The 12,539-nt window shown below is 62.2% G+C and carries 9 protein-coding genes and 1 pseudogene; 8 read left to right on the top strand and 2 right to left on the bottom strand.

Features of this window, described 5'->3' with window-relative positions; translation table 11 throughout:
• The first annotated feature begins 347 nt into the window (after window positions 1–347).
• The 5 genes from B9Z01_RS22415 (at window position 348) to B9Z01_RS22435 (ending at window position 5,687) form a co-directional block, all read left to right on the top strand.
• Window positions 348–1,187, top strand: coding sequence for a transporter substrate-binding domain-containing protein (locus B9Z01_RS22415; RefSeq protein WP_085487081.1), 840 nt, complete (start codon window positions 348–350; stop codon window positions 1,185–1,187).
• Window positions 1,184–2,494 (top strand): NAD(P)/FAD-dependent oxidoreductase, encoded by a 1,311-nt coding sequence (locus tag B9Z01_RS22420; protein ID WP_338047401.1) that lies wholly within the window; start codon window positions 1,184–1,186, stop codon window positions 2,492–2,494. The genes B9Z01_RS22415 and B9Z01_RS22420 overlap by 4 nt, the downstream gene beginning before the upstream one ends.
• A 40-nt stretch (window positions 2,495–2,534) precedes the next feature.
• Window positions 2,535–3,503, top strand: coding sequence for an amino acid ABC transporter permease (locus B9Z01_RS22425; protein ID WP_085487085.1), 969 nt, complete (start codon window positions 2,535–2,537; stop codon window positions 3,501–3,503).
• A gap of 50 nt (window positions 3,504–3,553) precedes the next feature.
• Window positions 3,554–4,318, top strand: coding sequence for an amino acid ABC transporter ATP-binding protein (locus B9Z01_RS22430; RefSeq protein WP_085487163.1), 765 nt, complete (start codon window positions 3,554–3,556; stop codon window positions 4,316–4,318).
• Between the two features lie 223 nt (window positions 4,319–4,541).
• Window positions 4,542–5,687, top strand: coding sequence for a branched-chain amino acid ABC transporter substrate-binding protein (locus B9Z01_RS22435; protein WP_085487087.1), 1,146 nt, complete (start codon window positions 4,542–4,544; stop codon window positions 5,685–5,687).
• 127 nt (window positions 5,688–5,814) lie between these two features.
• Here the strand turns inward: B9Z01_RS22435 and B9Z01_RS22440 are convergent, their stop codons facing one another.
• Complete coding sequence (locus tag B9Z01_RS22440) at window positions 5,815–7,206, bottom strand: TIGR00366 family protein (RefSeq protein WP_085487089.1); 1,392 nt, start codon at window positions 7,204–7,206, stop codon at window positions 5,815–5,817.
• 559 nt (window positions 7,207–7,765) lie between these two features.
• Here B9Z01_RS22440 and B9Z01_RS22445 point away from each other — a divergent pair.
• The 3 genes from B9Z01_RS22445 to B9Z01_RS22455 all read left to right on the top strand — a co-directional run bounded on the left by B9Z01_RS22445 (window position 7,766) and on the right by B9Z01_RS22455 (window position 12,183).
• Window positions 7,766–8,587 carry an alpha/beta hydrolase gene (locus B9Z01_RS22445; RefSeq protein WP_085487091.1) on the top strand — a complete coding sequence of 274 codons (822 nt, stop codon included), beginning with the start codon at window positions 7,766–7,768 and terminating at the stop codon, window positions 8,585–8,587.
• 259 nt (window positions 8,588–8,846) lie between these two features.
• Window positions 8,847–10,709 carry a dihydroxy-acid dehydratase gene (gene ilvD / locus B9Z01_RS22450; protein ID WP_085487093.1) on the top strand — a complete coding sequence of 621 codons (1,863 nt, stop codon included), beginning with the start codon at window positions 8,847–8,849 and terminating at the stop codon, window positions 10,707–10,709.
• 385 nt (window positions 10,710–11,094) lie between these two features.
• A complete protein-coding gene (locus B9Z01_RS22455) occupies window positions 11,095–12,183 on the top strand; it encodes an acyltransferase family protein (RefSeq protein ID WP_085487095.1) in 1,089 nt (362 codons plus the stop codon).
• A gap of 149 nt (window positions 12,184–12,332) precedes the next feature.
• Here the strand turns inward: B9Z01_RS22455 and B9Z01_RS22460 are convergent.
• Window positions 12,333–12,539: pseudogene (locus B9Z01_RS22460) on the bottom strand (TRAP transporter substrate-binding protein); the annotation flags it as partial.

Here is a 12,539-nt window from a genome sequence, read left to right on the forward strand (position 1 = left end):
GGCGCGATGATCGCGTCGTGGGTGCCGCCGATCCTGCCGTTCAGATCCTCTTGAGCCGGTTCTTCGACGAGCGTGCGACGCACGCCCAGCCCCTGCGCAACGGTTCGCCGGAAAGACGCTTGCATACATGGAAAAGCGTCGGCACACGGCGTTCCCAGGCGGCAAACCGGCCTCTCCTCGCGGCGCCCCTTGGCCCCGCCTACTTGATGCGCTTTCGGAATGACCTGGTGCCGAATTGTCAATGGCACGCGTTTCTGTGGTGACTTAATATCGCGCCAACGTGGACAGGCCGTGACGGGCTTTCGTCGCGGTTCGCACGCAAAAACAAACATTAGGAGACACGCGATATGGCCAAGTCCATTCTGAACCGCCTGCTCGGCTTCACGCTGGGTGCAGGCATTGCGCTGACCGCCTTCAGCGCGCACGCAGGCGCCACGCTCGACCGCGTCATGAAGAACGGCACCATGATGGTCGCGACGAGCGGCAAATGGCCGCCGCAGGCGTTTCTGAACGACAAGCATGAATTCGACGGCTTCGATATCGACGTCGCCAAGGAAATCGCGCGCCGCCTCGGTGTGAAGGTCACATTCGATACACCGCAATTCAGCCTGATGACCGGCGGGCACTGGCACGGACGCTGGGATCTGTCCGTGCTGTCCGTGACGCCGACCAAACCGCGCGCTGAATTGCTCGATTTTCCGGCGATCTATTACTACAGCCCGTATGTGTTCGTCGTGAACAAGGACTCGAAGGCGAAGACGCGTGCCGATCTGAACGGCAAGGTGATCGGCGTCGAGGCGGGCACCACGTCGGAAGACTATGTACGTGACCGCCTCAATATCGCGGGCCCGGACGTGCCGCCGTTCCAGTACATGACGCAGCCGCCGAAGGAAATCAAGACCTACGCGGACTCGATGCTCCCCTATGACGATCTGCGCCTCGGCGACGGCAAGCGTCTCGACGGCATCGTCACGCCGGTGCAAACCGCGCTCAACGCGATCAAGAACGGCTACCCGGTGAAGATCATTCCGGGCGATTACGCGTTCCGCGAGCCGCTCGCGATCGTCGCCGACAAAGGCGACCCGGAATGGGACAAGAAAGTCGGCGGCATCGTGCAGCAGATGAAGCAGGACGGCACGCTGACCAAACTCAGCATGAAGTGGTTCGGCAACGACTATACGAAGTGACGCACACCGGCACCCGTCACGAGATGGCTTCCTACCTCGATACGTATTACACCCGAACGCTGCGCACGGTCGAGCCGAGAGCGGCGCTAAACGGCGCCGTGCAAGCCGACGTCTGCGTGGTCGGCGCCGGCATGGCCGGCATCACGACGGCGCTCGAATTGCTGCGCCGCGGCCGCTCGGTGGTTCTTCTCGAAGCGCAGCGCGTCTCGTGGGGCGCGTCGGGCCGCAACGGCGGCGTGGTCAGCCCCGGCTATTCGACGAGCTTCGAGCGCATTGCGCAACGCGTGGGCGTCGACGACGCGAAGTCGATCTACCGGATGTCGATAGAAGGCGTCGATATCGTCGCCGACAATATCCGCGAGCTCGACATCGAGGAAGCGCAGCCCGTGCGCGGCGTGCTGCGTGTGTCGCGTCATGAGAACACCGCTGAAATGCAGGCGCAACAGGCGTGGCTCGCCAACGAGTTTCAATACGACGTCAGCTTCAGGACGCACGAGGAGATTCGCGAGTGGCTCGTGTCGGACAAGTACCGTCATGCGCTCTATAACGAAAGCGCTTTCCATTTCCATCCGTTGAATTACGCACGGGCACTGGTCGCGGAAATCGAGCGTCTGGGCGGGCAGGTATTCGAGGACTCCGAAGTGTTGTCGCTCGATTGCTCGTCCGCCGTCAAGCGGCTGAAGACCGCGCGCGGCAGCGTCAGCGCGCGCGACGTGGTGTTCACCTGCGGCGGCTACACCGGCAGCGTGGTGCCGCAGCTCGCGCGCAGCTATCTGCCGATTTCCACCTACATGCTCGTCACCGAACCGGCTCCCGGTCTGATCGCAACCGCGATTCGCACGCGCGCATCGGTGGGCGACAGCCGGCGCGCGAGCGACTATTACCGCCTCGTCGACGGCGGCGAGCGCATTCTGTGGGGCGGCATGATAACGACGCGCAAGTCCGAGCCGGACCGGCTCGCCGAATTGCTGCGCCAGCGCATGGTCGATACCTATCCGCAATTGAGCGAGCTGAAGGTGGCGCTCGCATGGTCGGGACGCATGTCGTATGCACGGCATCTGATGCCGCTGATCGGCCGGTTGCACACGGGCGTGTGGTACTGCATGGGCTTCGGCGGTCACGGCATGAACACGACCGCGGTTGGCGGCCGCCTGATCGCGCAGGGCATCACGAACGAGACCGACCGCTATCGTCTGTTCGCGCCATTCGGGCTCGAATGGAATGGCGGGCCCGCGGGCACGGCGGCCGTTCAACTGACCTACTGGTACTACCAGCTAATGGATTTCATGCGCGAACGCGCAGCATGAAACCGCGCATCGCGCGTGCGGTGGAACTACGGAGGAACACATGTTTGCAGAAGATGCTGACGGCGTCGAAAAACGCAACCCGGGCCCGATTCTCGTATTGCTGGGCGCGTTGCTGATCGGCGGATACTTCGCGGTGCAGTACGCGCCGCAATGGGTCGCCGGCGTCACGCAGGGTGTGCCTGCACTTGGTATCGATTCGACGTTGCTGCAAAAGCTGCTGGGCGGCGCGGTGGTGATCGCGGCACTGGTTGCCAATTGCTATCTGCTGCTGCGGTTGTCGTTGCGTTTGCAGATTACCGTCGTGTGGTGCGAACTCGCGCTGCTCGTCGTGCTCTTTTTCTCAACGTTCAATCTGAGCTTCGAATTCATCGAGCGCAAGATCGGCTACCTGATTCTGCAGGGCGCGACCACGACGCTGTACATCTCGGCGATTTCGATAGCGCTTGCGTTCGTGCTCGCATTGATCGGCGCCTTGGCGAAGCTCTCGTCGAACGGCATCGCAATCGGCATTGCGACGTTCTATACGTCGCTGTTTCGCGGCCTGCCGCTTCTGATGCAGATCTTCATTCTGTATCTCGGCCTGCCGCAGCTCGGCTATATCGTCAATCCGATTCCGGCGGGCGTGGCAGCGCTCTCGCTCTGCTATGGCGCGTATATGACGGAAATTTTTCGCGCCGGCATTCAAAGCATTCCTAAAGGACAGTGGGATGCGGCTCGCGCGCTCGGTCTCAGTCACAGCATGATGATGCGGCTCGTGATTCTGCCGCAGGCATTGCGGGTCATCATTCCGCCCACCGGCAACCAGTTCATTGCGATGCTGAAAGATAGCTCGCTGGTCTCGGTCGTCGGCGTGTGGGAGTTGACCTACGTCGCGACCACGGAAGGGCAGCGCGAATTCCGCCACATGGAAATGCTGATTAGCGCGTCGGTGATTTACTGGCTGCTGTCCATGGTGCTCGAAGTGATCCAGTCGCGGATCGAGCGCCGCTTCAGGAAATCCACGCGATGACTTCATTCGCCGACACCTACGGAAATAGCACGATGGAAGCCACCGTGAGCATGGAGAAGCCGGTGCTTGCCGCGAGTCGGCCGGCTGTCGCGCTGGAGCGCGTGAACAAATGGTACGGCTCGATCCAGGTGCTGCGCGACGTCAGCATGAACGTCGCACCAGGCGAGCGAGTCGTCATTCTCGGGCCATCGGGTTCGGGTAAGTCGACGCTGATTCGCTGCATCAATCGGCTCGAGCGTCATCAGCAGGGGCGCATTCTCGTCGATAACGTCGAAGTCACGGACGACGTGCGCACGCTGCATGCGATCCGCCGGAAAGTAGGCATGGTGTTTCAGTCGTTCAATCTGTTTCCTCACCTGACCGTGCTCGAGAACTGCATGCTCGCGTCGACGCACGTGCGGCGCATCAGCAAGGCCGATGCGCAGGCGCTCGCGATGCACTACATCGAGCGCGTGCGCATTCCCGAACAGGCCCATAAATATCCGACTCAACTGTCGGGCGGCCAGCAGCAGCGCGTGGCGATCGCCCGCGCGCTGTGCATGGAGCCCGAGATCATGCTGTTCGACGAGCCGACTTCAGCGCTCGATCCCGAGATGATCAAGGAAGTACTCGAAACGATGATCGGTCTCGCCGACTCCGGCATGACGATGATTTGCGTGACCCACGAAATGGGCTTTGCGAGGCAGGTCGCCGACCGCGTGGTGTTTATGGATCGCGGAGAGATCATCGAGACCGGTACGCCGAAGGAAGTATTCGATCAGCCGCGCAGCGCACGCTTGAAGCAGTTCCTCTGTCAGGTCGTGAGGGCGGATTGAGTTGCCGCTCTGTTCGCGACCGTTCGTGACGATTTGCCGATCGTGATGATTCGGCAAGCCGAGCTGAAAAGGGCCCCCTGAGGCTGCCGTGATCGTATCGGATGAAAGCCGATTGCATGGGCAGTCTGTCACTTCTGTCAGTTTTGCGTTATTGTGCTGCACGGAAAATCATGAATCAGGAACCCCAGCCAGTCGGTTGGTCAGCAAAGAGGAGATGTGTTGTATGTCGTTCATGTTTCACAAGCTGTTGCCGGTTAGTGCCGCGGTTGTTGCATTCGCAGGTATGGTTGGCGTCGCGAATGCGGATCAGACCGTCAAGATCGGTCACGTCGGCCCGCTGACGGGCGGCTCCGCCCACCTCGGCAAGGACAACGAAAACGGCGCGCGCCTCGCGATCGAGGAAATCAATGCGAAGGGCCTCGTGATCGGCGGTCAGAAGGTCACACTCGTGCTCGACGCGCAGGACGACGCCGGCGATCCGCGCCAGGCGACCCAGGTTGCGCAGAAACTCGTCGACGACAAGGTCGTTGCGGTGGTCGGCCATCTGAATTCGGGCGCGTCGATTCCGGCATCGAAGATCTATAGCGATGCGGGCATCGTGCAGATTTCGCCCTCGTCGACGAACCCGGCGTATACGCAGCAGGGCTTCAAGACGACCTACCGCGTCGTTGCGACCGACGCGCAGCAAGGCCCGGCACTCGCGACATACGCCGCGAAGAGCCTGAATGTGAAGACCGTTGCGGTGGTCGACGATTCGACCGCATACGGCCAGGGTCTCGCGAACGAATTCGAAAAGACCGCGAAGGCGCTCGGCCTGAAGGTCGTTTCGCACGACGCGACCAACGACAAGGCGGTCGACTTCCGCGCGATTCTGACGAAGATCAAGGGCGAGAATCCCGACGCGATCATGTACGGCGGCATGGATGCCACCGGCGGTCCGTTCGCCAAGCAGGCGCGTCAACTGGGTCTGCGCGCGAAGATGCTGTCGGGCGACGGCGTTTGCACCGAAAGCCTCGCCGACCTCGCAGGCCCGGCCGCGGGCAACGTGGTGTGCTCGCAGGCAGGCATGGCGGTCGAGCGCATGAACGGCGGCGCGGAATTCGCGGCGAAGTACGCGAAGCGCTTCGGCCATCCGATCGAATTCGACGCACCGTTCACGTACGATGCGGTGTATATCGTCGTCGACGCAATGAAGCGCGCGAACTCGACCGATCCGGCAAAGGTTCTCGCGAAGGTTGCGGGCACCGACTACAAGGGTGTGACCGGCGAAACGAAGTTCGATGCGAAGGGTGACCTGCAGCACGGCGTCATCTCGCTGTACGACTACAAGGACGGCAAGAAGACGCTGCTCGACGTCGTGAAGATGTAAGAGCGATAAAGGCGGTAAAAGCACGAAAGGCCGATGAAGCACTGCTTCATCGGCCTTTTTCTTCAACGGAACTGGTGTGGATCAACCCAGGCCATTGCGCTTACAGCGCCTGCGCCACTTGTGCCACTTACGGCACGAGCCACAGCGCCACGGCGTAAATCACGAGCGACACCGCGAAAGTCACCGCCGTGTAGCCCATCACGCGTTGAATGCGGATGCCCGCAATCGCGACGATCGGCACGGCCCAGAACGGCTGCAGCATGTTCGACACGTTTTCGGCCATCGCCACGCCCATCGCCGTGCGCGGCACCGACGCGTGCAGGCTGATTGCCGCGGGCAGCACGAACGGACCCTGCACCGCCCAGTGGCCGCCGGCGCTCGGCACGAGCAGCGTGATGATGAGCGAGCTCAGATAGCTCCACAGCGGCAGCGTGACCGGCGAGGCAATCGTCACGAACGCCTTCGCGATCATCGACGCGAGACCCGTTCCCTTCATGATGCCCATGATCCCGCCGTACATCGGATATTGCAGCAGCATCGAGCCGGTCTGACGCGCGGCGCGGCGGATCGAATTCGCGTAGGCGATCGGCGTGCGCTGCAGCGCGAGTCCGATCATCAGGAAGATCAGGATCGTGTTGTTGATGTCGAGATCGAAGCCTTCCTTGTGCCACGTCATCGCGAGATAGCCGATGCCGAGCACGAGCAGCAGCAGCGTGCCGAGCATCGATTGTTCGAGGCGCGCCGCGAGCGATGATGCACCGCTCGCGCGGGCATGCGGATCGTCGCTCGGGGCGTCGGCGGCTGCCTCGCCGCTCTGACGAAACGCGACGACGTTCTCCGCTTTCGGATGCATCCTGATGAAGATCGCGGTCATCACGACCACGACGAGCACAGTCGGAACGAACACGAACGGCGCGAAGATGGTCTCACTGAGAGGCACCACATGGCCGGTCGCTTTCTCGACGAGATTCAACGCGTTGCCGTGCGACGCCTGCGAAAGCGCGATCGAACTCGACAACCCGCTGTTGCAGATCGACCAGGCCGAATAGCTGCCCGCGACGAGCCACGCGAAATCGACATCGACGCGCCGCGCGATTTCCCGCGACAGCAGCGCACCGACGATCAGACCCAGCCCCCAGTTGAGCCACGCCGCAACCGCGACGACCGGAAACACGAGCAGCGCGGCGCGCGTCGGCGTGTGCGCATGGGCCGCGAGCGCGCGCAGTCCGCGCTGCACGACGGGCGCTTCCGCAATCGCGTAGCCAGTCGCGAGGATCAGGATCATCTGCAGCGCGAAGCCCAGAATGCCGAACGTGCCGGTGTACCAGGAGTCGAGCAGCGTCGGCAGCGTGCCGGTCGGCGCGATCAGCAGCGCGAGCGCGGCGACGAAGAACGTCAGGCAGATCGACAGCACGAACGGGTCGGGCATGACCTGCTCGAAAACATAAACCAGGCCTCCGACGACGCCGCGTGAAGCGGCAGGCTGGGCGGCAGCGTGAGGGGAGGTGTCTCGCGTCATGTGTGTGACTCTGGATAATGCCCGGCAGCGGACAGGAGCGGTGCGCGGCGTGCCGGGTGGGGGGCGCGTGCCGATGGCAAGCTTTGCCTTACCTGGGTTGGGTGAGAAGGATTGGCGGGGATTTCCCGGGCATGAACCAGGGATTCGGCGCGGCGGGTCTCAAACGCGCTGAGGCGCGTGGAAGACCTCTGTTTCCTTTTCAATGTTCTTACAATGAACGATGTTTCGATAAACGAACAAGCCATTATTCTGCCGATGCGTTCGCACTGTCAAGAAAAGAGGCATTCGAGGCGAGCGTTCCAATCTCAGACTATCAGGTTTGCGATTCGCCGCGATCGAGCATCCGGTTGCGATTGCAGGAGTCGAAACGGTCAAATCCGTATGCGCATGATCGAATATACGCCCGGCTTCACGGCTTCGATCCATCATCCTGTGACACACTGCGGCGTGAATGTAAGCGTGGGTGTGAGCCCGCCGAAGGCGATAAGCATCTCGCCGCCGAGCTTCTCGCAATACGCGCGCCTTTCCCACTGAATTTCACCGGACGAGGCCCCAGACTATGGCAACTGTTTATCGCGGCATGGATCGGCCGACACTCGATGCCGCCTACAAGAACACCGAGGCCATCCCGAACTTTCCTGAAGTGCTCGCGGATTTTCAGGCGCGTAGCGCGAAACTGTATGAACGGGTGCCGGGCCGGCGCGATCTGCGTTACGGCGAGCGCGCTCGGGAGCGTTTCGACTGGCTCTCCTGCGGCAAAGCCGGTGCGCCCACGTTTATCTTCATTCACGGCGGCTACTGGCAGAACTGCGTGAAGGAGGACTTCGCATTCATCACCGATGGCCCGCTCGCCAAAGGCTTCAATGTCGTGCTGGCCGAATATACGCTCGCGCCGGAAGCCTCGATGACGCAGATCGTCGGCGAAATCGGCCGGCTGCTCGACCATCTGAAAGCGGATCCTGACGGGCTCGGCACAGCAGGCCAGCCTGTATGTTTGAGCGGCCACTCGGCCGGCGGTCATCTGACGGTGATGTATCGCGCGCATCCGCTCGTCACGAGTGCGTTGCCGATCAGCGCGCTGGTCGACCTCGAGCCGATCAGCCTGTCATGGCTCAACGACAAACTGCAATTGAGCAAGGACGAAATCGCCGCATACAGCCCGCTGCATCACATCGGCAAGGGCGTGCCGACCGTCGTCGCGGTGGGCGCCGCGGAATTGCCCGAACTCGTGCGCCAGTCCGACGAGTACGCGGCGGCGTGCGAGGCCGCCGGCGAGAAAGTCGCGCGCGTTCATCTGCCGGGGTGTACCCATTTCTCGACGCTCGACGATCTCGCTCGACCGGACGGGATTCTGCTGAGTGCGCTCGAACGGCTCGTTTAAGCATCAGTGCATCGGCGCATCGGCGCGCGGAGCCCAGCTTCGCTCGCCATCCATTAATATTTTTTTCAACCTAATAGCGCCGAAAAAATATATTGGACGTCTTACCGGCGCTCCTGCACTATTCGTTCCCAACGCAAGCAGCACCCCCCGGCGACCCCCACCGCCCGCGCGTCATCGGCATGCCAGCGCCGCCCGCTACGGCACGCTGGCTGGCACGCGCGCGATTCCAACCTGATAACAGCAATACCAGAGGACACAGATGCCCCACTATCGCTCACGCACCTCGACGCATGGCCGCAACATGGCCGGCGCCCGCGCTTTGTGGCGCGCCACCGGAATGAAAGACGACGATTTCGGCAAGCCCATTATCGCGGTGGTGAACTCGTTCACCCAGTTCGTGCCGGGCCATGTGCATCTGCGCGACCTCGGCGCGCTGGTCGCGAAGCAGATCGAAGCGGCTGGCGGCGTGGCGAAGGAATTCAACACGATCGCCGTCGACGACGGCATCGCGATGGGCCACGGCGGCATGCTGTATTCGTTGCCGTCGCGCGAACTGATCGCGGACTCGGTCGAGTACATGGTCAACGCGCATTGTGCCGACGCGATGGTTTGCATCTCCAACTGCGACAAGATCACCCCGGGCATGCTGATGGCCGCGATGCGCCTCAACATTCCGGTCGTGTTCGTCTCGGGCGGTCCGATGGAAGCGGGCAAGGTCAAGTCGCCGGCGGATGGCCAGGTGATCGCGAAGATCGACCTGATCGACGCGATGATCAAAGCCGCCGACCCGAAGATCAGCGACGCCGAAGTCGCCGAAGTCGAGCGCAGCGCGTGCCCGACCTGCGGCTCGTGCTCGGGCATGTTCACCGCGAACTCGATGAACTGTCTGACCGAGGCGATCGGCCTCGCCTTGCCGGGCAACGGCACGATCGTCGCGACGCACGCATGGCGCAAGGGGCTGTTCGAGCAGGCCGGCCGCCTGGTCGTCGATCTGTGCCGCCGCTACTATCAGGAAGACGACGCCTCGGTTCTGCCGCGCAGCATCGCGACGAAGAAAGCGTTCGAGAACGCCATGGCGCTCGACGTGGCGATGGGCGGCTCGACCAATACCGTGCTGCATTTGCTGGCCGCGGCGCAGGAAGCCGGCGTCGACTTCACGATGTCCGACATCGACCGCATCTCGCGCAAGGTGCCGTGCCTGTGCAAGGCTGCGCCCGCGACCGACAAATACCATATCGAAGACGTGCATCGCGCGGGCGGCATCATCGGTATTCTCGGCGAGCTTGCGCGCGCGGATCTGCTCGATCTGTCGTGCGGCAACGTGCATAGCGGCACGCTCGGCAACGCGATTGCGAAGTGGGACGTGAACGGCGGCGCGGGCGAGGAAGCGCAGAAGTTCTTCCGCGCGGCGCCGGGCGGCATTCCGACCACCGTTGCGTTCAGCCAGGAAGCCACCTTCGCGTCGCTCGATACGGACCGCAAGTCGGGCTGTATCCGCAGCAAGGCGGACGCGTATTCGAAGGACGGCGGCCTCGCCGTGCTGTACGGCAACCTCGCGCAGAACGGCTGCATCGTCAAGACTGCGGGTGTCGACGAATCGCAGTGGGTCTTCTCCGGACGCGCGCGCGTATTCGAAAGCCAGGACGACGCGGTCGACGCGATTCTCGGCGACCAGGTTGTCGCAGGCGACGTGGTTGTGATTCGCTACGAAGGTCCGAAGGGCGGCCCCGGCATGCAGGAAATGCTGTACCCGACGTCGTATCTGAAGTCGAAGGGTCTCGGCAAGACCTGCGCGCTGTTTACCGATGGCCGTTTCTCGGGTGGTTCGTCGGGCCTCGTGATCGGCCACGCTTCGCCGGAAGCAGCCGAAGGCGGCACGATCGGTCTGGTCGAAGACGGCGACACGATCGAGATCGACATCCCGCAGCGCAAGATGCATCTCGCGGTGTCGGACGAGGAACTCGCGCGCCGTCGCGCAGCGATGGAAGCACGCGGCGACAAGGCGTGGATGCCGGCGAACCGCGAACGCGTCGTGTCGCAGGCGCTGCAGGCGTATGCGGCGCTCGCGACTTCGGCGGATCGCGGCGCGGTGCGCGATATCTCGCAACTGAAGCGCAAGTAAGACGCTAGTCAGGCACTAACAGGCACTAACAGGCACTAACGAAGCGCAACGGCTCCGGCGCGGTGGCGCGGTCGGGGCCGCGTTGGCGCCGATGACCAACCGGTATGCGAGCGTCGCGTACCGGTTGTCGTTCTTCAGCTTCGCAGCGAAACGCTGCACTCAATAGCTCAAACCGAGCCACCGGCAGGCAACGCGCAATACATCGACAGAAAGATAATTTGCATTGCGATGTAATCGGGCCTCACGTCACGCGCGACATGCGCACCAGCCATTTCACTGCGTCGATTTTTCGCTCCTTGCGCACTTCGGGAATGGTGCTCTGCCGTACATAACGATCGGGCAAGGGCTGGCAGACTCTGGGCACAAGTCCAACGTGATAACCGCAATGACTCACGCCGCCAGCCATACGGGGAACCCGGCCCTGCATACCGACCGTCCGACGAGAATCGTGGCGCTCGACGGGCTGCGCGCCGTTGCCGTGCTGATGGTTTTTCTGCATCACTCGCTGCATGCGCCGTTCTTTTGGGGCGTCGATCTTTTCTTCGTCATCAGCGGCTTTCTGATTACCGGCATCCTGCTCGAGCGTAAAGCGCGCGGGCAGTCGTACTTCACGTATTTCTATGCGCGCAGGGTGCGGCGTATTCTGCCGCCTTTCGTGCTGTTGCTCGTGGTGTCGTCGCTACTGTTTGGCGTGGGCTGGATCGCGCACTGGCCGTGGTATGCATTTTTCGCCGTGAATATCGGCGCGACGTTCGGGCAGATGGGGCATGAGAGCCTCAGCATTCTGTGGTCGCTCTCCGTCGAAGAGCAGTTCTATCTGCTGTGGCCGTTCGTCGTGCTGCTTGCCAGCGAACGTGCGCTCATGTGGATTGCCGGTGCGGCGCTTTTCGTCGCGCCCTTGCTGCGTTTCATCGCGACGCCCTGGTTCGGCAGCTTCGAGCCCATTTATATGCTGACGCCGTTTCGCATGGACACGTTGTGCGCCGGTGCATTGCTGGCGGTGCTGGTGCGGCGTGACCCGGCTGTCATCAAGCGCCTTGCCGTGCCGGCGATCGTCGGCATCGTTGTCGCGCTTGGCGTGCTCGGCTATGTGAACCTCGCGATTCCGCGCTTCCGCTGGCTCAATCTGCCGTGGGGCAACGCGTTGCTCTATAGCGGCACACTCGTCGTGAGCGCTTCCATCGTGATTCTCGCGATGCAAAGCCAGGGGATCGTTCAGAAGGTGCTGCGCCATCCGGTGCTGGTCTATATCGGCACCATCAGCTATTCGTTCTATCTGATTCACACGACAGCACTCAGTGTCATGCTGAATCTGCCGATGAACCGGTTCCTTGCGATAGGGTTCGCGCTTGCACTGACGCTCGCGTATTCGAGTCTCAGTTGGGTCCTGCTCGAAAAACGCATGATCATGTCGGGTCGCGCTCGCGGCAAGGCGGCTGGACGCGCGGTTGCGGCTGCTTATCAGACTGAATGAGCAGACTGAATGAGCAGACTGAATGAGCAGGCTGAATGAGCAGGCTGAATGAGCAGGCTGAATGAGCAAGCCGAACAGTCTCGAATCCCGCGACGGTAAAAGCCTGCAGATGTTCCGCCAGGTCTTTTGCCGCCGCGTGACGTCCGAACTTATTTGACCGCCTGGATCTCGTCGGCGATCTGCTTCATTTGCGGGGTCTTTTCGTACTTGGCCCACACCGGCTGCATTGCCTTCACGAAAGCGGGACGGTCGATCTGCGACGCCGTGACGATCGTCGCGCCGCCCTTCGTGACCGTCTTCTGCGCCTCGGCTTCACGCGCGGTCCACAGCTTCTGGTAGTACGGCACCGAGTCGGC

Source organism: Paraburkholderia susongensis, from assembly GCF_900177725.1.
GTDB lineage: Bacteria > Pseudomonadota > Gammaproteobacteria > Burkholderiales > Burkholderiaceae > Paraburkholderia > Paraburkholderia susongensis.